The following is a 24549-nucleotide window of genomic DNA, read 5'->3' as shown; positions in this document are numbered from 1 at the left end:
AAAGCGGGTGTGCTGAAGCTGCGCTCGTTGACACTCGCCGCACGCCCGAGGTTGGCCGGTCTGGTCTGGACCGGTGACGATCAAATAGACCTGGGCACCCTGTCACTGGGCGACGCGGTCACCCTCCGAGGGCCAGGCCGAGCCACCCATCAGATGAGGTTGGGCGCTGCGTCGACCACTGGCGAAGTGGCCGAGTGGCGCTTCGTCGAGGTCGACGCTCGTGGAGACCTTCCCATCGAGGTGGCGGTTGCCGACACAAATGGCGAGGTTCACCACACCGCCGTTTCGCCCTGCCTTACCGTCTGGGCTTGGCCCGATGCTGCGGGCTCGACGCGCTTCGACAGCCGGGTCGAGTTGGCCTGCGTGGACGGCACCGACCCGTTGTGGTTGTCGGAGTGGCTTGCGAAGGTCTGCGGGCTGCTGGACTGGAACCAGCAGATAGCGGCCAGCAGCGACGTCTATGCCACGGCGATGCCAGACGAGCTGTACTACGAGCACGTGCGCCGCAATTTCGTCGACCGGCTCGCAGCACCACGAGCAGCTGCTTATGCGACCGGTACCAGCGTCGACCATGAGGATCGACGGTGATGGTGTTGGCGTGTGGTTTCTGGTGGTGCCGGTGAGATGGATGAGATAGTCGCCGACTTCTTGAGCGAGTCGAGAGAGGCGCTCGACGCCATCGACGACGACGTGCTGGCCCTGGAGCGGGGCGCGGCTGATGCTTCGGCCATCGAGCGGGTCTTTCGCAGCGTCCACACGGTGAAGGGCACCTGTGGGTTCTTCGGGTTCGGGCAACTCGAGCAGCTGAGCCACGCGGGCGAGAATCTCCTGACCGCAGCACGCGATGGCCAACACGAACTCGGTGCGGACTCGATCGACGTGCTGCTGAAGCTGATCGACCGAGTGCGTTCGGCGTTCGTGATCATCGAACAGACCGAGTCGGATGACACCCTCGCCATCGACGATCTGACAGATGCGATCCATCAGGTGCTGACCCGGCCCCGCATCGGCGACGTGTTGGTCGAGGCCGGAGCGGCCGACCGAACCGACGTCGAAATCGCCGCCACCGAACAACAGCTGGGTGACCAGCGGCCGATCGGCCAGATCTTGTCCGACCAAGGCAAGGCCGACATCGAGCAGGTCGAGAGCGCGGCTGCGACCCAGGTCCGCTCGGGTGGTGGGGCGACCCTGAGGGTCGACGTCGCACTACTGGACCAGCTCATGAACCTGGTGGGCGAGTTGGTGTTGGTGCGCAACCAGATTCTCGCCAACGACGACGCCGGTGAAGGCGCTCAGTCCGACGGCGCAGCCCAGCGGCTGAACCTGATCACCAGCGAGCTGCAAGAAGGCGTGATGAAGACCCGCATGCAGCCGATCAGCGCTGTGTGGCGCAAGCTCCCACGCATCGTCCGGGACCTGTCGAAGCAACTCGGCAAGCAGGTCAAGGTCGAGATGATCGGCGAGGGTACAGAGCTGGACAAGACGATCATCGAGGCCCTCAGCGACCCGATGGTTCATGTGATCAGAAATACCGTCGATCACGGCATCGAGGCGCCGGAAACCCGTTTGGCCGCCGGTAAGTCGGCCGAGGGCGTGCTGACGATGAGGGCATGGCACGAAGGTGGCCAGGTCAACATCGAGGTCAGCGACGATGGCGGCGGCGTGAACCTGGACCGGGTCAGGGCGGTGGCGACCGAACGCGGGTTGGTCGATGCCGAACGGGCTGCGATGCTCAGCGACAACGAGGTCGCCAACCTGATCTTTCTGCCGGGGTTCTCGACGGCCAAGACAGTGTCGAACGTGTCTGGTCGCGGCGTGGGCATGGACGTGGTCAAGACCAGCATCGAGAAGATCGGCGGCTCGGTCGAGGTTCGCACCAGGACCGGCCAGGGAACCGCATTCAGGTTCAAGATTCCGCTGACCCTGGCCATAGTGCCGGCGTTGGCGATCGGCTGCGCCGGCAACTGTTTCGTCATCCCACAGCTGAGCCTGATCGAGCTGGTTCGCCTCGACGGCTCGAGCAGATCGGGGCGGATCGAGTCGGTGCATGGCTCGCCCGTGTATCGCCTGCGAGATCGCCTCCTGCCGATCGTGCATCTGCGCGAACAGCTGGGGCTGCCACCGCTGGCCGAACAGGGTGTTACCAACATCGTCGTCCTGCAGGCCGACGAGCACGAGTTCGGTCTGGTGGTCGACGAGATCAGCGAGACCCAGGAGATCGTCGTAAAGCCGCTAGGGCGACTGCTGCAGGACATCCCTCACTATTCGGGAGCAACGATTCTGGGCGATGGAAGCATCGCCATGATCATTGACGTCATGGGTCTGGCCCAGGCCGCCCATGTGATCACCCGCGAGATCGAACCCGATGTCGCCACACGTTCGGGCACGGCCGACAATGCCGATTCGTCGCAGACGCAGGCGTCGGGCCAGGGCGAGACACTGTTGTTGTTGGACGTGGGCGAAGACCGTCGCGTCGCGATCTCGTTGTCCGATGTTGCACGGCTCGAGCGCTTCGGCTCACACCAGGTCGAGCAGGTCGGTTACCAGGACGTCGTGCAGTACCGGGGCGAGCTTCTGGACATCATCGACGTCGGCACCGCGCTCGGCATGGCCGACTGGCGAATGCGTGGTGAGTCGCAGATCGAGGTGGTCGTCTATCGCCATCACGGTCGCGAAGTCGGACTGGTGGTGTGCGGAATCCTCGACATCGTCTCGCGTGCCACCTTCGGCGAGCACGACGGGATGGATGTCATCGACGGCCGCGTCACCGAACAACTCGATGTTGCCGAATTGGTCTCGCGGTCGATGCCGATGGCTGCGACCGGAGGAGGCTGGTGATGGATACGACCCTCGAAGCCGCGGCCGGCGTGGCGTCACAAGCCAGGCGCATGTGCACGTTCAGGGTGGCCGATCTGTGGCTGGGCGTTCAGGTGGACGACGTGCAAGAGGTACTGCGCAACCGCGGTATCACGACGGTTCCCCTCGCTCATGCAGCCGTGCGTGGGCTTTTGAATCTTCGCGGTCAGATCACAACGACGATCGACCTGAAGCGTCGCCTGGAATTGGCCGGCGACGGTTCTGAGCAAGGCGGCGCACACCTCGTTGTCCGCCACATGGGCGAGTCGATAAGCCTGCTGGTCGACGCGATCGACGACGTGATCGACGTCGACCCTTCCACGTTCGAACCCCCGCCCGAGACCGCCACGGTCCAGGTGCGAGAGCTGATCTCGGGCGCATACAAGCTTGAGGGCGCACTGCTGTTGGCGCTCGATATCGATGCCGTTCTACGGATCGGAGCAACCCTATGAGCCCGTGGTTCGAAGAGCCTCAGACCAGACTCGATCCTGGCGTTGCGCTCGTGGTCGACGACTCGCGGGCGATGCGCTTGCTGTTGGCCCGCAGCCTCAACCGCTGTGGGTTCCGGGCATTGGAGGCCGGCGACGGTTTCGCGGCCATGGACCTGCTCGACTCGCTTGGCGCCGTCAGTCTGTTGCTAGTGGACTGGACGATGCCGACGATGAGCGGGGTAGAGCTCATCCGGCGCATCCGTGAAGATCGCCGATTCGCCGACGTGCCGGTGCTGATGGTGTCGTCGGAGACAGCGCCCGATCGCATGGGAGAGGCGCTCGAGGCGGGCGCCGACGACTATCTGATGAAGCCGTTCGACGCAGCGATGTTGGCCTCAAAGCTCGAGCTGCTCGGCTTCGAGATCGCCGACCCAGAGGCCATGGTGGAGGCTTGAGGTGAAGCTTTCGCTGGCCGACCAGCAGTTCATCCGCGAGCTGGTCGAAGCTCGAACCGGCATCAGGATCGACCCGACCAAGACCTACCTCGTCGATCAGCGCATCGGCGATCTCAGGCTCGAACTGGGTTTGGCGTCTCCTCAGGAGGTGGTCGAGACCGTTCGCCGCAACGAGTTCGGTCCCGTAGCCGAGCGCGTCATCGACCATCTGTCGACTCACGAGACGAGCTGGATGCGGGACCTGACGCCCTTTAGGGCAATGGCGCAAACGATCTTGCCCGAGCTGGCCGAGGCTCGACGCGACAAGGTGCGTATCTGGTCGGCTGGCTGCAGCACCGGCCAGGAGGCATACAGCGTCGCCCTGACCATCGCAGAACACGTGCCCGGCCTCGCCCACCGAGTCGAGATCGTCGGCACCGACGTGTCGAGGGCCACGGTCGCCAAGGCCGAGGCGTCGGTCTATACCCAGACCGAGGTCAATCGCGGCCTTCCGGCCGAGATGCTGACCAAGTACTTCGAGCGTTCTGGCATCGAGTGGCGTCCCAACCCGGCGATCCGCCAGATGGTCAGGTTCACCCATCACAACCTGTTGACGCCGGCGGGTGCGCTGGGGCGCTTCGACCTGGTGTTGTTGCGCAACGTCATCTTCTATTTCGAGCCGCCCGTGATCAGGCAGGTGCTTGGCCACGTCGGCAGGGCGATTGTGCCCAACGGCCTGCTGCTACTGGGATCTGCCGAGGTCAGGTACGGATTCGAGAGCGGGCTTTCTCCCGAGCGGATCGGCAACGCCACCTTCCTGCGCAAGTCGCCTGTGGCGAGACCCGCGATCGGAGCGGAGGTCAGGTGATCACCAACGACACACTTCGCGAGATCGTGTCCCAGGTGTGGGAGGTGCAGCTGGGTCTCGAGTTCAACCCGGTCGACACCCCAGAGCGCGACACAACCCAGGTCTATTCGATGCGCGTGCGCATCAACGGCAGCTGGAACGGCGAGATACGGGCATGCGCCGGCCGCAAGGGCGCTGCCGTGATCGCCAAGGCGGTGTTCGGGTTGGACCTCGACGATCTGTCCGAACGCGACATAGCCGACGGTATAGGCGAACTGGCGAACATCGTCGGTGGCAACGCCAGGGCTCTGCTGGACGGCCGAACCTTCATCGGGCTTCCAGAACTGATCGAGCGGTGCAGCGGATGTGAGCCGCAGTCTCAAAACGCGATCGTGGCGGTCGATGTTGGAGGAGATGTGGTGGTTTTCTCCTCGAGGCTCCGCCCCGGCGAACAAGACGCTCCTCACCGGAGCGGTGAAGATCTCGTGACAACAACCGAGAGCAGTTGAAAGAGGATCAGAAAAGATGATCGACAAGCTCAGCATCAAGAAAGTAATCGTGGGCAGCTTCGCAATAGCGCTTGTTGTTGTCACGGCCACCGGTCTCTACGTTCGTTCGACCGTCAACGGTCTCGACGAAGCGCACGTTCAGCAGCAGCAGCTCGAGGCCTTGAAGAAGGACCTGCTGGTCATTCAAGAAGAGATGACGGGCCAGCGAGCCATTCAGGCCGAGCTGGCGATCACCGGCGACGTTGCCCTCGCAGAACAGTTCGAGGAATCGGCGGGCAGGGCATTCGCTCAATGGGATCTGGCGCTCGAGCGCCCCATGGCCGAAGAACTCGAGCTGGCCGACGCCGTCGAGCGCATCATGGAGATCGACGTTGTTCACGATGCCACGTTCGGTGATGTGCTGGTTCCGGCAGCCGAAGCTGGCGACCAGGAAGCGATGTTGGCCGCAGCGCCGACCCTCCAGGGTATTTCGCTTCAATTCAAGGCCGAGATCGACTCGCTGTTGGACGACGTCGAGGGTTTCTCGGCCCAGTTCGACGCTGCTAGCGAATCGGCTCGCAGTGACGTGATGCAGGCGCTGTTGCTGGCCTCGCTGGCTTCGATCGCCGTGATCATAGGCCTGGGAGCGACCACGATGTTCGTGTTGCGCCGCCGGTTCAGCGGCGAGATCGCCGCTTTGGACGAGGCGTCGGTTGACCTGCGCAAGGCGGGTGAAGAGCTGGTCGACCAGTCGGACGCCACCCGAGAAGAGCTTCTGTTCATCGCCGCCTCCAGCGAGTCGGCAGCCGGCAACATCGGACAGCTCACCAGCTCGATCGACGACATGACCGGTGCTATCCGCAACATCGCCACCAGCTCGGCCGAGGTCTCCTCGGTTGCCAGCGATGCCGTCGACTGGACACGGGTCACCAACGAGACCGTCGCGAAGCTTGGCGATTCTTCTGCCGAGATAGGTGAGGTTCTCGAGGTCATCACGTCCATCGCCGAGCAGACCAACCTGCTGGCGCTGAACGCCACCATCGAAGCCGCCAGGGCCGGCGAGGCGGGCAAGGGTTTTGCCGTGGTGGCCAACGAGGTCAAGGAACTGGCCAAGCAGACCAGCGCCGCGACCGAGCGTATCTCGGCTCGTATCGGTGCGATTCAGACCGACACCGCCGAATCGGTGAAGGCCATCGACCGCATCTCGCAGGTCATCGAGAAGATCTCGGACCTGCAGCAGTCGGTTTCGGCTGCGGTCGAAGAGCAGCACATCACCACCGGCGAGATCGGCTCGATCGTCGCCTTGGTCGTCGACGAGGTCGAGAGCCTGTCGCACCGGGTCAAGGATGCATCCGGCGTCGCCGAGCGTGCGGCCATGACCGCAGGCGGCACCAGGGCCCGCACCGATGCCGTTTCGGCCGTGGCGGCCAACATGCGTAGCTTCGTCGGCATAAAGCACCTGAACTCGGGCGAGCGCCGTGCCGATGATGAGGTATCAGTCAACGCCTGACGGTGTGAGAGCAGGTCGCAGTCGCCTTGAAGGTCGCAGCAGCAATCGCATCCGAGCCATGCCGTGAGGCGGTTCGAGCGTTCGTCGACAAGACCCCTGGTCTCGAGCTGATCGACTCGGACAGCCAAGCCCGTCCGTTGTTGTCGAGAATCGGCAAGCGGGCGGACATCCTGGTGACCGACGTCGTCGTGGCTTCTGGCCGCGACTCGCAGCTGGTCATCGAGACGGCGGTTTCCGGCGTGGCGCGTGTGGTTGTCATGGCCACCGTCGCCCCGCCGAACGCTCGGAACCTGCGGCGGGCTGGCATCGCCGTGCACAGGGTGTTCGACGAGCAGTCAAGAGATCGCGAACTGCGCATCATGTTTCGGGTCCCGCCCGACCGCAAAGCGCTGGGCGAGAGGATGCAGCCAAAGCCTGTCGCTTCTTCTCGCGACCGCCCAGAACGCGCGAAGAACCCTTCGATCGTGGTGGTTGGAGCGTCGACCGGTGGGCCCGAGGCCCTCGTCACGTTTCTAGCCGCACTGCCCGAGCGCATGCCCGTGCCCGTCGCCATAGCGCAGCACGTCGCCGATACACCTGGTGCCGCCAACCAGCTGGCGCGTGTCCTGACCAACGGTTCGGGTCGCCAGGTGGTGGTGGCCGGGCCGGGGATCGTCGCTCGTCCCGGGCCGGTGGTCATGGCGCCCGAGGGCAAACACATGCGGATCGACAATGCTGCTGGTCGGGTCTCGCTGACCGTCACCGAGCCCCGCCAGGGGTGTAGGCCCTCGGTCGACGAGTTGTTCGAATCGACCGCCAGGAACTACGGCAATCGGGCCATTGCAGTGATGCTCACCGGCATGGGCACGGACGGGCTCGAGGGATCGCGGATGCTGTACGAGGCCGGTTCGCTGGTGATAGCCCAAGACCAGAAGTCGAGTGCGGTCTGGGGTATGCCGGGCGCCGTCGTGCGCGCCGGCCTGGCCGACGAGGTCTTGGCTCTGGGCAAGATCGGGCGCTTCGTCGGCGATCGAGTGGGCCGGGCTTCGCGCGTTTGAAATACCTGTGCAGATTCGAACCCAAGCGCATCGCGATTGCTAACAATTCGGCGCTGACGTTCCGATGGATTCCCGTGCACCACTCATACGCGGAGGTCGAACAGTGAACGTGCTCATCATCGACGACAGCTCGGTCATGCGAAAGCTCGTCCGACGCGGTCTGAGGCAGGCCGGCTTCGGAGGCCTGGAGGTCGAAGAGGCCGAAGATGGCCTGGCTGGTCTGGAACAGCTGCGCACCGGGCGCTACGACGTGGCCCTGGTCGACTGGAACATGCCGAACATGACCGGCATCGAGATGCTCGAGGTGGCCAAGGCCGAGAACCTCGACGTCAAGATCGGCTTCGTCACCTCGGAGTCGACCGACGCCATGCGCGCCAGGGCTTCCACCGCTGGTGCCGCATTCTTTGTGACCAAACCGTTCACCCCCGAGTCGCTTCAAGATGCGCTCGGCTCGACCCTCGGATGATCTGACATGGACTATCCCGCTCCTCACGAAATCCAGAAGTGGCTGGCCGACCTGGCCGCCGGGCAAGACATCGTCGTCAGCCTCAGCACCGACATCGACACCGGTGTGATCGCCGGCAACGTGTACGAGTTCATCGACGATCACGATGCGGTTCAGTGCGTCGTGGCAACCGAACGTTCGCTCGCCAACGGCCTGGGTGCAGCGCTTGCGATGATGCCCGCGTCGAGGGCCAGCGACGAGCAGGACGAAGAGCTGAGCGAGTTCTATCGCGAGGTCATCAACGTTGTCTCAGGGTTGATCAACAACATCAACCCCGTCCACATTCGCCTGGTCCCCGGATCTGACGGCCATGCCGAATGGCCCGGGTACGAAAGCGCCGTCTATGCGGTGAAGGTGGGCTCCTACGGCGAAGGAAAGATCGCTTTCGCCACCGTCTGACGACCGACTTGCAAGTGCACCAGACCGTCATGCCCCGCCCACTGGGCGGGGCATTTTCGCGTCATCGCTCGGGCAGGTCGTAGCGGGTGTTCCATTCGCTCAGCACCGTGGGCACGTCGACGAATTCGTAACCCAGGTCGAGCATTCCGTCGAGCACCTCGGCCAACATGTCGGGCCCGAAGAACGGGTGATAGAAGAACGCCGCCAGATTGTCCTCGACCACCATCTGCAGTCTGGCGTTGGCCACGATCTCCGACGGCAGCGTCGCCGGATGCTGGTTGAACGGCGCAGGTTCGACGTTGCCGAGGTTCTCGGGCAGCACCAGTTCTGCGTAGGTGTCGACCACGGGGTACGGGAACCATTGGTTCAGCCAGCCGTTGCCCCCCGGCAGTTCGGCGGCGTTGCTGAGGTAGTACAGCGACCGTTCGAAACGGGCGTCGAACATCGGGGCCAGAGCCTGGTAGTCGGCCTGGGCCGCCGCGTAGTGGGGGAACTCGAACACGGTTGGCTCGTCGAAGCCGGCTTCGAGCATCTCGATCATGGCCGACTGGATGCGCAGGCGTGTCGACTCAACCATCTCGTCGGGGAAGGGCCCGTCCTCGACCACGTAGTCGTTTTCGTCGAGATGGGCCGAGAAGAACTCGTAGTCGGCGCCAGATGTTCCGTCGTAGGGGTTGGGCGTAGAGCCGCGCTGGTGGGTGTAGCCGTGCAGTATGACGGTGCCGCCCCGTGACTGCGCATACCTGATGGCCTCCACGACGTCGGGCGAATCGGCCAGACGCAACTCCATGCCGTAGTCCCAGACCTCGGCAGGGTCACGCCACACCGGGTACACGGCCATCGAGAACGGTATGTCTCGCTGCGCCAGTACATCGGCGATTGCCATCAGCATCTCGGGGTTCTCGGCCGGGCCGATGTCTTCCAGACGAACCATCGCCCGGTGCCTCGTGAGCCGGTCGGGGTCGAACAGATCCTGCATCTGGTCGGCCAACACCAGGTAAGACATGTTGTCGTCGTGGTACGCGAAGGGTGCATCGGCCAAGGCGAGGATCCTCGGCGTACGAACCGCCCACGGTGTGGTCGTGCCGTCTGCCAGTACCGCTGTGGCCACGACCTGGGCCGAGGCGCCGGCCGGTTTGAGGGTGGCCAACACTTCGGTGGCATCGGAGGGCAGGGTCAGCTCGACGCCCCGGTACACGACCGTTGTGGGCGACTCGACGACAGGTGCCTCGACGGCCAGCTGCTGATCGGCGCTGAGCTGGGGATGCCTGACGAACAGCTGGTCCAGCCCTGGACCCATCCAGATCAGCGGAACATCGCTGGAAGCTATGTCGTCCAAGAGTGAATCCGGGAATCGCTGGCCAACGACCGACGACACAACCGCCAGCGCGTCGAACTCGTCGAGCTGCCCTGGCTGGTAGGCGCCGGCAGCGATGCGCGTCGAAGGACCGAAGGCTCCCAAGAGGTTGGCGGTCATTATCGCCTCGCCCTCGCCCACGTAGCCGAACTCGCCGGCCTCGCTGTACACAACCAGCGTCGCCGGACCGTCTGGAAAGGAGGCATGGCGGTTGTCGGGCAGCTGGTAGCTATCGCCAACGGGCACCGTGGTGGTAGTGGTCTCTTCGAACGACGCGACCGCGATGCGTGTGGGCTCGGCAGAGCGGGTGGGCTGCGAATCGATCGTGCGCAATCCCAGCGCTGCGATGGCGGCTGCCAAGACCACGACTATGGCCGTCGATCGTTTCATCGACGCTCGCAGTCGAACTCGTCGGTTGGCTCGCCCAACAGCGAGGCAACGATGCGGCGCGACGCGTGTCCGTCGCCATAGGGGCTGGCGCCGATACTCATCGCCGCGTGGGCGTTTGTGTCGTCGAGCAACAGGCTGACCTGTTCGACGATGGTGGCCGTGTCGGTGCCCACCAGCCGCGCCGCCCCGGCCGCGATGGCCTCGGGCCGCTCGGTCACCTCGCGCATCACCAGCACGGGCGTGCCCAGTGCCGGCGCCTCTTCCTGTATGCCACCCGAGTCGGTGAGTGCCACAGTGGCGCGCTCCAGCAAAGCGACCATCTCGGTGTGATCGACCGGGTCGACCAGCAACACGTTGTCGAGACCGCCCAACAGCTCGGTCGCGACCGCTCCGACATTTGGGTTGGGGTGGACCGGGTACACGACGCACAGGTCGGGCCGCGTCGCCGCCAACCTCGCTACCGCGCCGAGCGCGTCGCGGAGAGGCTTGCCGAAGCTCTCGCGCCGATGTGCCGTCACCAGCAACAGCTGTGAAGTCTCGGGAACCCGGGCCACCACCGAGTTCGGCCCAAGGTCGTTCATCCTCTGGATTTCCAGAGCGTCGATCACGGTGTTGCCCGACAGCACGATCTGGGCCGGATCGATTCCTTCGCGAAGCAAAGCATCGCGGGCCCCGACGGTTGGTGCGAAGTGACGGTCGGCGACGTGACCGGCAACGATTCGGTTGATCTCTTCTGGCCACGGCTGTTTGCGGTCGCCCGACCGCAAACCGGCCTCGACGTGGCCTACAGCAACCTCGTTCCACGCGGCGCACAGGGCAGCTGCGGCCACGGTGGTGGTGTCGCCCTGCACCAGCACCCAGTCGGGCTTCGAGACAGCGATCACCTCGTCCATGGCCTTGATGACTCGATGCGCCACTCCGGCGACGGTCTGCCCGGGCGTCATCAGGTCCAGATCGATGTGCGGTTCGACGTCGAACCTCTGCAGCACCTGGCGCACCAGCTCGCGGTGTTGGCCGGTGAGGCAGACGACGTGGTCGACCCCGCGTTTGGCCAACTCGAGAGCCACCGGCGCCATCTTGATGGCCTCGGGTCGGGTTCCGATGACGACCATCACCTTCATCGTCCAAACTCCTGGATCAGGTCGTGCGGGCCGACGAACTCGAACCCCCGTGCGATCAGCGTGTCGACGACCTCCAGCAGGGGAGCGGGGTCCAGGTAGGGGTGGAAGAACATCGACGACACCGAGTCGCTAACCACCGCGACTCGCTCTGCGTTGTCGATCAGGTCTGCGGCGCTGCGGGAGTCGTTGTTGTTGTATCCGACCTCTATGTAGTTACCCATGTTCTCGGGCAACACCAGCTCGCCGTAGAAGTCGACGACGGGGAACGGCAGCCACTGGTCGTCGTGAACCGAACTCAACGGCTGGCCCGACAACAAGCCGCCGAAGTACATCGTGCGTTCGTACCGGGCGTCGAACGCGTCGGCGATCGTCTGGTAGCCGACCCAGTGCGCTGCATAGTGAGGGAACTCGAAGATGGTCGGCGCGTCCAACCCGGCAGCGGCGAACTCGGCAAACCCCCAGGCGATGCGGTCGGTTATCCAGGCTTCGTCGGCTTGAGCCGGAGGCCCGTCGTAGACAACGTCGTCGTTGGCATCGATGTGGGTCACGTAGAACTCGAAGTCCTCGCCAGACACCCCGTCGTAAGGGTTGGGCGCCTCACCCAACTGGTGGGTTATGCCGTGCATCAAGAGGGTTCCGCCCGATGCTTCGATGTGTTGCAGAGCCTCGACCACCTCGGGACGATCGGCCAGGCGTATACCCGTGCCGTTGTCGTAGTGGCCCAGCGGATCCATCCAGACGGGATAGACGGCAACCGAGAACGGCACCCCGCGCTCGGCCAGCGCGTCGGCGATGTCGACCAGAGCCTCTGGGTCGGCCCATGGGCCGACGTCTTCGAGCCGCACCATCGCACGGTGGCGTTCTGGCCTATCCGGGTCGGCCACGGCCAGTATCCGATCGGCCAGCACCAACCCACGATCGGCCTCGGTGGTGTACGAAAAGGGCACCTCGGCCAACCATGTCAGGTTGTCTCTGACCACGGCATAAGGCATCTCCGACCCGTCGGCCGAGCTGACCGTGGCCAGAACCTCGGTGGCCGCGCCGACCTCGAGGCCAACCAGATCGCCGGCCCGGGCGTCGCGCGGCAGGTCGACGTTCTTGTACCTCACCGCCGACGGTGCAGCCACGGCGGCGGTCGACGCCCAGCCGAGCGAGTCGAAGAAGTCGGGGGCCAGCGCCTCGATCTGGTCGAGATTGTCACCCAGCCACAGCGTCGGGTGGCCGTTGGCGATCGACCGGACCAGCGCCACCGACACCGGCGCCTTCGGATCTGAGTTCACATAGATCGCCAGGTCGGAAGCGGCCACGTCGTCCGCTGTCACATAGGCGGCGTCCAGATACCGGACCTGGGCCACGTTGCCGGCCAGGTTCCCTGCCATCACTGCGTACAACTCGGCGGTCGCGTTGTCGTCTGCAGCATCCCAGGCAACTAGAACCTCGAGGTCGGGCGCTGCGACAGTGCGGCCCGAGGGCAAAGGCTCTCGTACGGTCGAAAAGGGGCTACCGACGGGCACTGCGGCCCTACCGGGCAACGGCTGAGCGAAAGCGGCCCTGCCGAACAACACAGCAAGCACCACAGCGGCCACCAGCATCAACATCGCAACCGGCGACCCGTTCGACCTGCTCGATTTGGCGGATGCGCTCACGCGATCCGCTCTGTCCGATTTGGCGGATGCGCTCACGCGATCCGCCGTGTCTCATCGTCGTCTTCTGGGGTCGACTCGCCGTAGCCGCTCTCGCGATCGCGGAACACCACCACATTGGACTTTGATCCGAACATCGGGCCCGGGCCAATCTCGTCGCTGTCGTCTGCTGGGGCCTCCTGGGTGCGTACCGTCTTGGCCCAACCAGCCCGTCCCAGCGCGTGGCGATACACCGCTCGCCACCCCGCGAAGAACCAGACCCACGTGAACAACCCGTATGCGTGAGCCGCTACCAGACCCTTCCAAAAGCCGATCTCAGGCTCTGTGCGCCAATAGGCGGTGGCGATCAGCGGTGTGGCCAGGAACCCGGCCAGGTACCACCAGGGCACTATGGGTCCGGCCGTCATTGCAGCGGCACTGGCCGACGGTTCCAGAGCGAAGCTCCTGAACATCGCGGCGGCCGCAGCCAGGATAGGAATCGATATCAACAACATCGCGGCCGGGAACAGCAGGTGGATAGTCAGGTCGACCTTGGCCCGCAGGCGTTGCCCCGAGCGCCAGATGGCGGGCAGCGACGACCAACACTGCAGATGGCCCTGGAACCACCGGGTTCGTTGCCTCAGCAGGCGTCGACCGTCGTGCAGCCCCTGCTGGTGGACGGCGACGGTTTCGTCGAACACCGACCGCCAGCCGTTGATGCCCATCCTCAGACCCAGGTCGAGGTCTTCGGTCAGGCAGTCGCTCCAGGGTGCAGCGCCCAGTTCTCGCAACGCCACCAGCCGGGTGAACTGTCCGTTGCCGCCCAGGCCCGTGCTGCCGATGTAGTTGCGGCCACCCTGGAAGATTCGGGCATAACCCGCGAACTCGACGTCTTGCATCCGGGCCAGCCAAGACCTGAACCGGTTAGAGATGCGCACCGCAATCTGCACGGCTCCGATTTGGGGATCGCTGAACCATGCCTTCACCGCGTCGAGGGTTGCCCCGTCGACCTCGCTGTCTGCGTCGAACACGGCGACCACGACCGACTGGGGGTCGATTCCCTCGGCGCTGACGGCAGCGTTCACGGCCCCGTATCCGGCGTTGAGCGCGTCGCCCTTGCCGGTGCGAGCGTTGGGCGCGTGGCGCCGATACAGAAACACCCTCGGATGGCCGAGCGACTCGACCATCTCGGCGGTGCCGTCGGTGGACGCGTCGTCGATCACCAGCACCCTGACGTCTGGTCCCAGCGACACCAGCGACCTCACGGTCTGCACGACCACCAGGCCCTCGTCGAGGCACGGAACCAGGCACACCACCGTGACCGGTGCGCGCTGATCGGGCCTTCGCGGCGCCCTGGGCCTGAATACCAGAGCCATGGCGATGGCATATATGGGTCCCACCAGGCCGACCGCCAGAACGGCCAACCACGCCGGCGAAGTCATAGCTCGGCCTGCCGCGCGTGTCTCCGATACAGCACCGCGTAGCCCGAGATCACGACGATCGGGGCCAACAGCCAGGTAGGAACAGATTCGGCGAACGAGAAGCTGGGAGCCCACTGCATGGCGAGGATGCCCGCAGAGGCGAAGAAGCTGGCGGAGTACATGGGTGCGGCGACCTCCGTGGCGCGACACTAGTCACCACGTTCGGTCGGTGTAAATAGCCCCTTCAGCCACTGAGAGTGTCTGAAAACCAGTTGTAGATAACCAACTCGGCCACTTTTGCCCGCGGCGTGTAGTCGGTTGCCTGGTCGTCTCCAGCGTCGGACAGGTCGTCCCATGCCCACACCAGCAAGCCGGCGAAGTGTTGCGAACCGGACCACGCGGCGCGGGTCGCCTCGAACGCCGCAGCCTGCTCTGCCTGATCGGCTTCGAGGTCACTCTGCCAATCCCATGGGGCCACCACGGCACCGTGCACGCTTCGATAGCCGACCTCTGTCAGCAGGATCTCGCGGTCCCATGAGCGCGCCATCGCCTCGAGCGCTTGCACATGCGGCTGCCAGCCGGCCACCAGCAAGTCCACATCGTCGGTAGGGCGATCGGCGAGGGGCCAATAGGCGCTGACCCCGATGAAGTCGAGGTCATCCCAGAACCCGATGGTGTCGAGGTCGGTGTAGTTGGCCGAGTACGTCAGCGTTCCGGCGAACTCGTCGCGAAGCTGGGCGATGAGCGCTCGCCAGTTCTGCTCGTGTCGTTCCAGCGAGATCAGCTCGGTGCCCACGATGATCATTCCGGCCCCGCTGCGATCACCCACCTGGGCCACCTCACCCATGAGCGTCGCGTAACAGTCGAACCACTGCTCGACATCGTCGGGTTCGATTTCGCCTCGATAGGTGTCGTCCGGCAGGTCGACCATCGGCTTGATAGCGACCTCGAGCCCAGCGCTGCGCGCCAGCGCTGCGACCCGCTCGATGCCCTCGAGCGAAACGGTCTGGGGTCCGGGCGCCGGGCACGAAGAGCCGAGCTCGTCCTGGTACCAGGTGATCGTCAGCGATATCCAGTTGGCTCCGATGTCTGCGATCTGGGCGACGTGTACGGCATTCTCGGGCCGGTCGTATCCGTCGGCGGCCCACACCGGGTAGCTGATGCCCATCACCGGCTGTGGCGATGGCTGTGGCAGTGCCTGCTGCTGTTGCTCGCCCGAACAAGCCGTCAGCACCATCATCGACACGCACATCAGAATCCAGCGGCCGAGGCCGTTTCGTCGGCTTGGCGCTTTGCCCGTCGGCCTCACACGACCTCTGCACGGCGTGGTGGATCGGCCCCGACGCGCTGAACCGTAACCGCCGCCACCCGTCCGGCGAAGTCGAGGATGTCGCGCCATGTGTCGAGGTCTACTCCGGCCGCTGCGTCGCGGGTGGCGACGCCCAGCTCGTGCAGCCGGGTCAGATACCCGCCGCAGAACGAGTCACCCGCCCCCACCGTGTCGACCACATCGACACGCTGCGACGCGGCGGTGGTGTTGCCTGCCGGGGTGTATGCGGTGGCCCCTTGCGCTGTGGTCACTATCAGGCAGCACACGCCGCGGTCGAACAGGTCGCGTGCGATCGCATCGTGGCCGGTGCCGGGCCAGATCCAGTCGAGGTCGGCGTCCGACGCTCGCATCACAGCCACATGGGGCAACCACCGGCGAAACCAGGTGCTCCAGTCCGATCGGCCGCCCGAGCCGATTATCTGCGGCCGAACGTTGGGGTCCAGCGAAACGAGCCCCTGATGCGTCGCTGCCACCTCTGCCAGAACCGCTGCGCCAGGCCGCCGGAACAGGCCCAGCGTGCCACCGTGCAGGATGTGGGGGCCGGGCCCGACCGCGCCCATGTCGGGCCGGTCGAGGGCTGTGTCTGCCGTGCCCTGCCCCTGGAAGGTGAACACCGGCGGGTCACCCTCGACGATGGCCAGGCAGGTCGGCTCGGGCCCACGCTGCGTGAGCGTGGTGTCGACCCCCGAGTCGACGAGGTGCTGCCAGATGATCTCCCCGTACGAGTCCGTCGACACCTTGCCCAGAAACGCCGCCGGGGCGCCGAGCCTGGCCGCAGCCACGGCCGTGTTCATCGGGCCACCACCAGGATGGGCCGTGCCAGACCTGGCAATGTCGATAAGGGCTTCACCTGCACAGATGATCATCGGCGTCACAGTAGTTTCCCGGGTCTGGCTTGCGCCCATAGGTATTTGACCGTACATTCGTGATTTGCTCGTGCCGGGAGATGCTGCATGACGAAACTGGGGTTCCTGCTCGACAGCGACGGCTGCATTGGCTGCCATGCCTGCACCGTCGCATGTAAGAGCGAGCACGATGTTCCGCTGGGGGTCAACAGAACCTGGCTCAAGTATGTGGAAACCGGCGAGTTCCCCAGCACGGCCAGGCATTTCACGGTCATGCGTTGCAATCATTGCGATGACGCACCATGCATGACCATCTGCCCGACGTCGGCTCTGCATCGCACCGACAACGGCGTGGTCGACTTCGACACCGCTCTGTGCATCGGGTGCAAGGGCTGCATGAACGCCTGCCCTTACGACGCCATCTACATCAACCCCGAGACCAATGTCGCCAACAAGTGCAACTTCTGCAACCACCGGGTCGAGGTGGGTCTCGAGCCGGCGTGTGTGGTCGTGTGTCCGACCCACTCGATCAAGGTCATCGACTTCGACGACGTCGACAACGAAGCCCGCAAGATCATCGGCCGTGAGGACGTGGCCGTTCGCTCCCCAGAGCAGAACACCAACCCCAAGGTGTACTACCGGGGTGCCAACCAGGCTGCCCTCGACCCGCTGCGCAGCCGAATCCCCGCCGACGGGCTGATCTGGGCCGACACCACACCCAACCATCCCACGCCGCCTCACATCGACGCCGGTGTGATCGCCCGCACCACCTACACCACCGGCTCGCACCCCCTCACCTGGAAGGGCAAGGTGTCTGGCTACCTCGTCACCAAGGCCATAGCCGCCGGTGTCATGTTGGTCGCCGCGCTGATGGTGCTGATGGGTCATTCGGGCGAGCAGGCCGCTGTGGGCGTGGTGCCCCCGATGATCGGTGGGGCGTTCCTGGCCGTCACGGGTGTGCTGCTGATCGCCGACCTCAAGCGGCCCGAGCGCTTCTATTTCCTCATCACCAAGGGCAATTCGAGCAGCTGGTTGGTCAAGGGTGCATACATTCTGGGCGCCTACGCAGCCGTGATGGCGCTCTGGTGGATCGCAGGCCTTGCCGATTCGGGTGGCGTGCTGAAGCTGTTGGCCGTGCCGGCCGCCGTGCTGGCCGCGGCGACCGCCGGGTATACCGCCTATCTGTTCGCCCAGTGCGAGGGCCGCGACCTGTGGCAGAGCGAGCTGCTGTTGCCGATGCTGCTGGCCCAGGCGGCCACCGCCGGTGGGGCGACCTTCCTGATCCTCGACCTGTTCATGGACCTGCCCGAGGTCGCTGCGGTCCGCTGGGTCACCCTGGGCGGCATCGCTGCCATGGCCCTCGTGCTGTTCGCAGAGCTGTCGGGCAAACACACCCGCCATGTCGAGATGGCCGTGCACGCCATGACCAGGGGCGCATACATGGGCAAGTTCTGGACCGGCGTGGGCCTCGGGATGCTCGCCCCGCTGTGTGTCCTGGTGTTCCTGGTGGCAGCCGACATCTCCAATCCCGTGCTGGGAGCCATCGCCGGAGTGTCGGCCTTGGCCGGCATGTGGGCATACGAAGACAGCTACGTCCGCGCCGGCCAGTCCGTGCCGTTGAGCTAGGGGACACGATGACCGACTCGAACTATCGCAACGTCAACGCCGGGCTGTCGAACTTCCCGCCCCACGAACGTTGGCACGACTGGACCGAACTCGACGCCAAGCAGTGGCCCAAGCGGGTCGAGCGTAAGTACACCCTGGTGCCCACCACCTGTTTCAACTGCGAGGCCGCGTGTGGCCTCGTGGCATACATCGACCAAGAGACCGGCCAGGTCACCAAGTTCGAGGGCAACCCCGAGCATCCCGCCTCTCGCGGCCGCAACTGTGCGAAGGGCCCTGCAACCGTCAACCAGGTGCACGACCCCGAGCGCATCTTGTACCCGATGCGCCGAGTGGGCGAGCGCGGCAGTGGCCAGTGGCAGAGGGTGTCGTGGGACGAAGCCCTCGACGACATAGCGGGCCGTATCCGCACCGCCATCGCCGAGGATCGCCGCGACGAGGTCATGTACCACGTGGGCCGCCCGGGCGAAGATGGCTACACCGAGCGGGTTCTGGCCGGCTGGGGCGTCGATGGCCACAACAGCCACACCAACATCTGCTCGTCCAACGCCCGCATCGGCTACCAGAGCTGGATGGGGCACGATCGCCCGTCGTCCGACTACGCCAACGCCGAGGTCATCTTCTTGATCTCGAGCCACCTCGAGACCGGCCACTATTTCAACCCGCACGCCCAGCGCATCATCGAGGCTCAGCAAAAGGGCGCCAAGGTCATCGTCGCCGATCCGCGCCTGTCGAACACCGGCTCGAAGGCCGACTACTGGTTGCCCACCTGGCCCGGAACCGAGGCGTTCCTGTGCCTGGCCATCGCCAGATTGCTGATCCAGAACGACACGTGGAACAAGCGCTTCGTCGAGCGCTGGACCAACTGGGAGACCTATCTGCGCGAGACCAGGCCCGACCTGCCGGTCGAGTTCGCCTCTATGCGCCAGGCCCTGCTCGACGAGTACTCCTATTACACCCCAGAAGAGGCGGAGCGGATCTGCGGGGTAGATGCGGCGACCATTCGCGAGATCGCCGACATCATCGGGGCCCACCCCACCAAGCTGGCCACCCACAACTGGCGCGCCGCCGGCGCCGGCAACCTGGGCGGCTGGCAGGTGGCTCGCACCCTGTTCTTCCTGAACGTACTGACTGGTTCTGTGGCCACGGTCGGCGGCACCGCCGGCAACGGCTGGAACAAGTTCAAGCCCCACGCCCCCCTGGGCAAACAAGACATCGAGCACTGGAACGAGATGTCGTGGCCGCAGGAATACCCGCTGGCCTACCACGAGATGTCGATCCTGTTGCCCCATTTCCTGAACGAGGGCCGCGGCAAGCTCGACGTCTATTTCACCCGCGTCTACAACCCGATCTGGACCAACCCCGACGGGTTCACCTGGCTCGAGGCGCTGAAGGACGAAGCCAAGGTCAACTGTCACGTGGCGTTGACACCGACGTGGAGCGAGACCGCCTGGTTCGCCGACTACGTGCTGCCCATGGGCGTGGGTTCAGAGCGTCACGACATCGCCAGCTTCGAGACGCACGCCTCGCGCTGGATCGGTTTCCGTCAGCCGGTCATGCGCCGTTACGCCCAGATCAAGGGCGAGAGTGTCGACGACAACTCTCGCGTTTATGACTTCAACCCCGGCGAGGTGTGGGAAGAGAACGAGTTCTGGCTCGACCTGTCGTGGCGTATCGACCCCGACGGGTCCATGGGCATCCGTAAGCATTTCGAGAGCCGCGCCAACCCAGGCAACGTCATGCCCATCGACGAGTACTACGGCCTGATGTTCGAAGAAGAGGTGCCCGGCCTGCCAGAGGCCGCCGCCGCTGCAGGCCAGACGCCGCTCGAGTTCATGCGCGACCGTGCTGCGTTCGAGGTACCCGGCGAGGTCTACGAACCCTACGAGAAGCCGGTCGACGCGGCCGCGGTCGAGGGTTGTGTGAAGGACGATCTGGGGGTCTACCGCAAGCCGGGCACCATCGGCATGTTCGATGGTTCAGACGAGGCCTTCGCCAACACAGCGCTGGCCCCATTGGGCGACGGTTCACCGGCCGTCGAGATCGATGGCGAGCTCAAAGAGGGTTTCCCAACGCCCTCGAAGAAGCTCGAGTTGTTCTCGACCACGCTCAAGGAGTGGGGCTGGCCCGAATACGCCACGCCCAAGTGGATACCCAGCCATGTTCACTGGGAAGAGCTCGATCTGGCGGGCACCGAGCGCATCTTGTTGCCGACGTTCCGGATTCCGACCCTCATCCACACCCGGTCGGCCAACTCGAAGTGGCTCAACGAGATCAGCCACCGTCACCCATTGTGGATTCATCCAGAGGATGCCGAGAAGCTCGGCATCGAGGAGAGCGGGCTGGTGCGCATCACCACCCGCATCGGCCACTTCGTCATCCAGGCCTGGCGCACCGAGGGCATCCGACCCGGCGTCGTCGCAGCTTCGCACCACATGGGGCGCTGGCGTCTGGAGGAGGAGAAGGCCCGTTCCTGGGGTGCAGGCCTGGCCAAGATCACCAACGACGGCACCCAGTGGAACCTCAAGCGAACCAAGGGCATCAACAGCTACGACTCGGCTGACCCAGATACCAACCGCATCTGGTGGAACGACACCGGCGTGCATCAGAACCTGACGTTTGCGGTGCAACCCGACCCCATCAGCGGCATGCAGTGCTGGCATCAGCGGGTGCACGTGACCCCGGCCCAGCCGGGCGACGAGTATGGCGATGTCTCGGTCGACACCGCCAAGGCCCGCGAGGCTTATCTCGACTGGCTCGACAAGACCCGCCCGGCACCGGGCCCTCACGGGCTGAGGCGGCCCCTGTGGTACGCCAGACCGATGAAGCCGGTGGCCGCGGCGTACAAGCTCGAAGGCTGAGCCGGTCGCCGTGACCCGCGAGTTGCTGGTGGTCCGCCATGGCGAGACCCAATGGGCGACTGCGGGCAAACACACCGGCCGCACCGACATTCCACTGACCGACCTCGGGCGCCAGCACGCGGCAGCGGCCGGCAAGATGCTGGGCGGTTGGTACATCGACCGGTGCTACACCAGCCCGCTCAGCCGGGCGCGCGAAACGGCCGAGTTGGCAGCGGTCGACGCCCCGACCTTCGTCGACGATCGGCTGGTCGAATGGGACTACGGCATCTTCGAAGGCAGGCGCACGTCGGAGATTCGCCGCGAGGTTCCGGGCTGGACGATCTGGAGCAGCCACGACGGGGCAGGCGAGTCGGTCGACGATGTCGGGCGTCGCATCGATGCGTTCATCGACGATCTACTCGATCCGGCCACCGCGCCCGAGCGGGGGTCGGGTGTCGACATCGTGTTCGCACACGGGCACAGCCTGGCCGTGCTGATCGCCAGGTGGCTCGGTCTGGCGGCCATCGAGGGTCGGCGTTTCAAGCTGGCCACCGCCACGGTCAGCTGGCTGTCGTTTCACCGAGAAGACCGGGTGCTGAAGGTGCTCAACCACCGCCTGGGCGATCAACTTCCCGGCCCCGGTTAGCCGTCGTCATCGCCAGCCCTCTGGCACGGGTACTGCTACCACTGCTCGATCGACTTCGAGCCTGAACGGTGCGACGTGGGTCGCCCAGAGGCCTAGTGGGCCGGGCAGACGCCGCGGGGTGCCGGGCCTTGAGCGTGACCGCGGTCGGGTCGATGTCGCCGCGGACGCGTGGTGGCTACTGGTCGTGTCAGTACTGACACACGCTGTGATGTTTCTTTATCAATAGAGACTGTCCCACCCCTTCAGTAGGCTTTCGATCACAGATCGAAAGCCTGTTCGACCCGTTGGGGTGAGGCGGGAACAAAGAGGGGAACATTCATGGTGGAACCAGTGATCTACACGACACAAGAACTCGACGTTTGTCGTCGGGAAGCCGACCTGCTGATCGAAACCGGCCGCCGTATCACCCAGGCCCACTATCGGCTTGTTGTCGGGTGCGCGGAGTTTGCTGATGGGCCGGTGTGGATCGCAGACGGAGAACCATCGGCCGCGCACTGGTTGGCGCCCCGCCTCGACGCCTGCGCGTCCACGGTGCGCGACTGGATCCGAATCGGCCGCGCTCTGCGCGTTCTTGACGCAACCGCGGTTGCGTTCAAAGGCGGCCAGTTGTCTTATGCGAAGGTGCGAGCCCTCGTTTCTATGGCCACACCGGCCAACGAAACCGAACTGTTGGCTATCGCACGCACCACACCAGCAGCAGACATCGCCAAAGCATTCGCCCGCTGGTCACAACAACACGAACCCCACACCATCATCGACAACCGCCACCGCCGCACCCGCGCCATGCGCACCCGCACCGAACCAGACGGCACCGTCTCAACCAGTCTGCGACTCCCACCCCTACAAGCCGGCGTGCTCGAACGTGCCGTCGAGGCACAGGTGATGCGCCGCACCATGCAACGCGAACCCGACGGCACCTGGCCATCGCTGGCTCAGCAAAGAGCAGACGCCCTAACCGAACTAGTCACCACCAACAGCCAACACCGGTTCGAGGTCCTCATACATGTCGATCACACCGGCTGCCGGTTCCCCGACGGAACACCACTCACCGACTCGACCGTCGCAGGCCTTCTCGACCAGGCAGCCGTTCGTCTCATCGTCCACGACACCAACAGCAAACCGGTCAACGCGTCAGACGCCAGACGGCGACCAACCATCCGCCAGAAACGCACCACCCAAACCGAACAACCCGCATGCACCCAATGCGGAACCACCCACCTACCCAACCTCCACCACACAACCCCACACGCACAAACCGGCCACACCCGAACCGACCAACTCCAAACCCTCTGCACACCCTGCCACCGCAAACACCACAAAGACGGCTGAAGCCAAACAGTTCTATGGTCGTCTGGTGAACATCGAACTAGCGGCCCTGATCGTCGCCGACTACGACGCCGCCATCGACTTCTTCGTTCAGGCGCTCGGTTTCGAACTGGTGGAAGACTCGCCATCGACCACCAACGACGGGCGTCCCAAGCGGTGGGTCGTGGTCCGGCCACCGGACGCATCGACCGGACTGCTGCTGGCCCGGGCCGACGGCGACGAGCAATCCCAGGCGATTGGCCGACAATTCGCTGGTCGCGTGGGCCTGTTCCTGCGCGTCGACGACTTCGAAGCCGCCTACACCCGCATGGTCGAACACGGCGTGCGGTTCGTCACCGAACCCCGCTCAGAGCCCTACGGCGAAGTCGCAGTGTTCGTCGACCTCGAGGGCAACCGATGGGACCTGCTGGGCCCGCCGAACTAATACTCTGAGCCGATGGATTCAAACCAGTTCCCCGCGGGTGTACTCACAGGCGATGCCGTCAGCGAGGTCTTCGCCTTGGCCAAATCCGAGGGGTTCGCGATCCCGGCGGCCAACTGCATCGGTTCGAACTCGATGAACTCGGTGATGGAGACGGCGGCCAAGGTCAACGCACCGGTGATCATCCAGTTCTCCAACGGCGGGGGAGCGTTCGTCGCCGGCAAGGGGCTGGGCAGCGACATCAGGGCTTCGGTGTTGGGCTCGATCGCCGGCGCATATCACGTTCGCAGCCTGGCCGAGCACTATGACGCAAGGGTGATACTGCACACCGATCATGCAGCCAAGAAGCTGCTTCCGTGGATCGACGGCATGCTCGACGCCGGCGAGGACTATTTCGAAGCCGCAGGCGAGCCGCTGTTCAGCTCGCACATGCTCGACCTTTCCGAAGAGCCGCTCGAGGAGAACATCGACATCTGCGTCGAGTACCTGCGGCGTATGTCGAGGATGGGCATGACCCTCGAGATCGAGCTGGGAATCACCGGTGGCGAGGAAGACGGGGTCGACAACTCGGGCGTGCGCCCCGAGGACCTCTACTCCAAGCCCGAAGAGGTCGCATACGCCTACGAGCGACTGTCAGAGGTCAGCGACCGGTTCACGATCGCCGCAGCGTTCGGCAACGTGCACGGTGTGTACAAGCCGGGCAACGTCGTGTTGACCCCCAGCATCTTGGGCGACGCCCAGCGTTTCATCGAAGACAAGCACGGCACCGGGCCCAACCCGGTGAACTTCGTGTTCCACGGCGGGTCGGGCTCGTCCGCCCAAGAGATCGCCGAGGCCATCTCTCACGGCGTGGTCAAGATGAACATCGACACCGACCTGCAGTGGGCGTTCTGGGACGGCATTCGGGCCTACGAGGCCGAGAACCACGACTACCTGCAGGGCCAGATCGGAAACCCCGAAGGGCCCGACGCACCCAACAAGAAGAAGTACGACCCGCGTGTGTGGCTCCGCAAGGGCGAGGAGTCGTTTGTGGCCAGGCTCGAGCAGGCCTTCGCCGAGCTGAACAACATCAACACCCTGGGCTGAGGGCCCGCGACTTC

23 protein-coding genes are annotated in these 24549 nt (G+C 64.8%); 16 read left to right on the top strand and 7 right to left on the bottom strand.

Annotated elements, in window-relative coordinates; genetic code table 11:
• Nucleotides 1–9 precede the first annotated feature (9 nt).
• The 10 genes from R2770_20470 to R2770_20425 all read left to right on the top strand — a co-directional run bounded on the left by R2770_20470 (nucleotide 10) and on the right by R2770_20425 (nucleotide 8507).
• Nucleotides 10–588: a hypothetical protein gene (locus tag R2770_20470; protein ID MEZ5282840.1), complete on the top strand. Its 579-nt coding sequence runs from the start codon at nucleotides 10–12 to the stop codon at nucleotides 586–588.
• Nucleotides 589–624: 36 nt separating this feature from the next.
• A complete protein-coding gene (locus R2770_20465) occupies nucleotides 625–2838 on the top strand; it encodes a chemotaxis protein CheA (GenBank protein ID MEZ5282839.1) in 2214 nt (737 codons plus the stop codon).
• Nucleotides 2838–3308 carry a chemotaxis protein CheW gene (locus R2770_20460; GenBank protein MEZ5282838.1) on the top strand — a complete coding sequence of 157 codons (471 nt, stop codon included), beginning with the start codon at nucleotides 2838–2840 and terminating at the stop codon, nucleotides 3306–3308. Before R2770_20465 ends, R2770_20460 begins: the two co-directional genes overlap by 1 nt.
• Entirely contained in the window at nucleotides 3305–3742 is a 438-nt protein-coding gene (locus R2770_20455) for a response regulator (protein ID MEZ5282837.1), read from the top strand. Before R2770_20460 ends, R2770_20455 begins: the two co-directional genes overlap by 4 nt.
• Nucleotide 3743: 1 nt before the next feature.
• Nucleotides 3744–4589 carry a protein-glutamate O-methyltransferase CheR gene (locus R2770_20450; protein MEZ5282836.1) on the top strand — a complete coding sequence of 282 codons (846 nt, stop codon included), beginning with the start codon at nucleotides 3744–3746 and terminating at the stop codon, nucleotides 4587–4589.
• The gene (locus R2770_20445; GenBank protein ID MEZ5282835.1) at nucleotides 4586–5077 is read left to right on the top strand and encodes a chemotaxis protein CheX; all 492 of its coding nucleotides are present in this window, start codon (nucleotides 4586–4588) and stop codon (nucleotides 5075–5077) included. Before R2770_20450 ends, R2770_20445 begins: the two co-directional genes overlap by 4 nt.
• A gap of 16 nt (nucleotides 5078–5093) precedes the next feature.
• The gene (locus R2770_20440; GenBank protein MEZ5282834.1) at nucleotides 5094–6566 is read left to right on the top strand and encodes a methyl-accepting chemotaxis protein; all 1473 of its coding nucleotides are present in this window, start codon (nucleotides 5094–5096) and stop codon (nucleotides 6564–6566) included.
• 26 nt (nucleotides 6567–6592) lie between these two features.
• Complete coding sequence (locus R2770_20435; protein MEZ5282833.1) at nucleotides 6593–7603, top strand: CheB methylesterase domain-containing protein; 1011 nt, start codon at nucleotides 6593–6595, stop codon at nucleotides 7601–7603.
• A gap of 103 nt (nucleotides 7604–7706) precedes the next feature.
• Nucleotides 7707–8069, top strand: coding sequence for a response regulator (locus R2770_20430; GenBank protein ID MEZ5282832.1), 363 nt, complete (start codon nucleotides 7707–7709; stop codon nucleotides 8067–8069).
• 6 nt (nucleotides 8070–8075) lie between these two features.
• Nucleotides 8076–8507, top strand: a complete 432-nt coding sequence (locus R2770_20425) for a hypothetical protein (protein ID MEZ5282831.1) — start codon at nucleotides 8076–8078, stop codon at nucleotides 8505–8507.
• A 61-nt stretch (nucleotides 8508–8568) separates the two neighbouring features.
• Here R2770_20425 and R2770_20420 read toward each other — a convergent pair whose 3' ends face one another.
• From R2770_20420 to R2770_20390, 7 genes are all read right to left on the bottom strand, one after another.
• Entirely contained in the window at nucleotides 8569–10254 is a 1686-nt protein-coding gene (locus R2770_20420) for a DUF2334 domain-containing protein (GenBank protein ID MEZ5282830.1), read from the bottom strand.
• Entirely contained in the window at nucleotides 10251–11375 is a 1125-nt protein-coding gene (wecB, locus tag R2770_20415) for a UDP-N-acetylglucosamine 2-epimerase (non-hydrolyzing) (protein ID MEZ5282829.1), read from the bottom strand. Before wecB ends, R2770_20420 begins: the two co-directional genes overlap by 4 nt.
• On the bottom strand, nucleotides 11372–13021 hold the full coding sequence (locus tag R2770_20410) for a DUF2334 domain-containing protein (protein ID MEZ5282828.1): 1650 nt from the start codon (nucleotides 13019–13021) through the stop codon (nucleotides 11372–11374). The genes wecB and R2770_20410 overlap by 4 nt, the downstream gene beginning before the upstream one ends.
• 32 nt (nucleotides 13022–13053) lie before the next feature.
• Complete coding sequence (locus R2770_20405; protein MEZ5282827.1) at nucleotides 13054–14439, bottom strand: glycosyltransferase family 2 protein; 1386 nt, start codon at nucleotides 14437–14439, stop codon at nucleotides 13054–13056.
• Nucleotides 14436–14600, bottom strand: coding sequence for a hypothetical protein (locus R2770_20400; protein MEZ5282826.1), 165 nt, complete (start codon nucleotides 14598–14600; stop codon nucleotides 14436–14438). The genes R2770_20405 and R2770_20400 overlap by 4 nt, the downstream gene beginning before the upstream one ends.
• 62 nt (nucleotides 14601–14662) lie before the next feature.
• A complete protein-coding gene (locus R2770_20395) occupies nucleotides 14663–15664 on the bottom strand; it encodes a hypothetical protein (protein ID MEZ5282825.1) in 1002 nt (333 codons plus the stop codon).
• Nucleotides 15665–15723: 59 nt separating this feature from the next.
• A complete protein-coding gene (locus tag R2770_20390; GenBank protein MEZ5282824.1) occupies nucleotides 15724–16614 on the bottom strand; it encodes a PfkB family carbohydrate kinase in 891 nt (296 codons plus the stop codon).
• 87 nt (nucleotides 16615–16701) lie between these two features.
• Here R2770_20390 and R2770_20385 point away from each other — a divergent pair, with 87 nt between their 5' ends.
• From R2770_20385 to fbaA, 6 genes are all read left to right on the top strand, one after another.
• Nucleotides 16702–18219: a 4Fe-4S dicluster domain-containing protein gene (locus tag R2770_20385; protein MEZ5282823.1), complete on the top strand. Its 1518-nt coding sequence runs from the start codon at nucleotides 16702–16704 to the stop codon at nucleotides 18217–18219.
• Nucleotides 18220–18227: 8 nt separating this feature from the next.
• The gene (locus tag R2770_20380; GenBank protein ID MEZ5282822.1) at nucleotides 18228–21077 is read left to right on the top strand and encodes a molybdopterin-dependent oxidoreductase; all 2850 of its coding nucleotides are present in this window, start codon (nucleotides 18228–18230) and stop codon (nucleotides 21075–21077) included.
• 10 nt (nucleotides 21078–21087) lie between these two features.
• Nucleotides 21088–21702 carry a histidine phosphatase family protein gene (locus R2770_20375; protein MEZ5282821.1) on the top strand — a complete coding sequence of 205 codons (615 nt, stop codon included), beginning with the start codon at nucleotides 21088–21090 and terminating at the stop codon, nucleotides 21700–21702.
• A 318-nt stretch (nucleotides 21703–22020) separates the two neighbouring features.
• A complete protein-coding gene (locus R2770_20370) occupies nucleotides 22021–23031 on the top strand; it encodes an HNH endonuclease signature motif containing protein (GenBank protein MEZ5282820.1) in 1011 nt (336 codons plus the stop codon).
• 25 nt (nucleotides 23032–23056) lie between these two features.
• Nucleotides 23057–23452 (top strand): VOC family protein, encoded by a 396-nt coding sequence (locus R2770_20365; GenBank protein MEZ5282819.1) that lies wholly within the window; start codon nucleotides 23057–23059, stop codon nucleotides 23450–23452.
• A 12-nt stretch (nucleotides 23453–23464) separates the two neighbouring features.
• The gene (fbaA, locus tag R2770_20360; protein MEZ5282818.1) at nucleotides 23465–24535 is read left to right on the top strand and encodes a class II fructose-bisphosphate aldolase; all 1071 of its coding nucleotides are present in this window, start codon (nucleotides 23465–23467) and stop codon (nucleotides 24533–24535) included.
• Nucleotides 24536–24549 lie beyond the last annotated feature (14 nt).

Source organism: Acidimicrobiales bacterium, assembly GCA_041394185.1.
GTDB lineage: Bacteria > Actinomycetota > Acidimicrobiia > Acidimicrobiales > Poriferisodalaceae > JAAETH01.
This window is presented reverse-complemented; position numbering and strand designations above follow the sequence as displayed.

Coding starts and splice junctions, on each gene's coding strand:
- R2770_20465 (MEZ5282839.1), top strand. CDS start 625: ATGGATGAGATAGTCGCCGACTTCTTGAGCGAGTCGAGAGAGGCGCTC.
- R2770_20460 (MEZ5282838.1), top strand. CDS start 2,838: ATGGATACGACCCTCGAAGCCGCGGCCGGCGTGGCGTCACAAGCCAGG.
- R2770_20455 (MEZ5282837.1), top strand. CDS start 3,305: ATGAGCCCGTGGTTCGAAGAGCCTCAGACCAGACTCGATCCTGGCGTT.
- R2770_20440 (MEZ5282834.1), top strand. CDS start 5,094: ATGATCGACAAGCTCAGCATCAAGAAAGTAATCGTGGGCAGCTTCGCA.
- R2770_20425 (MEZ5282831.1), top strand. CDS start 8,076: ATGGACTATCCCGCTCCTCACGAAATCCAGAAGTGGCTGGCCGACCTG.
- R2770_20420 (MEZ5282830.1), bottom strand. CDS start 10,254: ATGAAACGATCGACGGCCATAGTCGTGGTCTTGGCAGCCGCCATCGCA.
- wecB (MEZ5282829.1), bottom strand. CDS start 11,375: ATGAAGGTGATGGTCGTCATCGGAACCCGACCCGAGGCCATCAAGATG.
- R2770_20405 (MEZ5282827.1), bottom strand. CDS start 14,439: ATGACTTCGCCGGCGTGGTTGGCCGTTCTGGCGGTCGGCCTGGTGGGA.
- R2770_20400 (MEZ5282826.1), bottom strand. CDS start 14,600: ATGTACTCCGCCAGCTTCTTCGCCTCTGCGGGCATCCTCGCCATGCAG.
- R2770_20390 (MEZ5282824.1), bottom strand. CDS start 16,614: ATGATCATCTGTGCAGGTGAAGCCCTTATCGACATTGCCAGGTCTGGC.
- R2770_20385 (MEZ5282823.1), top strand. CDS start 16,702: ATGACGAAACTGGGGTTCCTGCTCGACAGCGACGGCTGCATTGGCTGC.
- R2770_20380 (MEZ5282822.1), top strand. CDS start 18,228: ATGACCGACTCGAACTATCGCAACGTCAACGCCGGGCTGTCGAACTTC.
- R2770_20370 (MEZ5282820.1), top strand. CDS start 22,021: ATGGTGGAACCAGTGATCTACACGACACAAGAACTCGACGTTTGTCGT.
- fbaA (MEZ5282818.1), top strand. CDS start 23,465: ATGGATTCAAACCAGTTCCCCGCGGGTGTACTCACAGGCGATGCCGTC.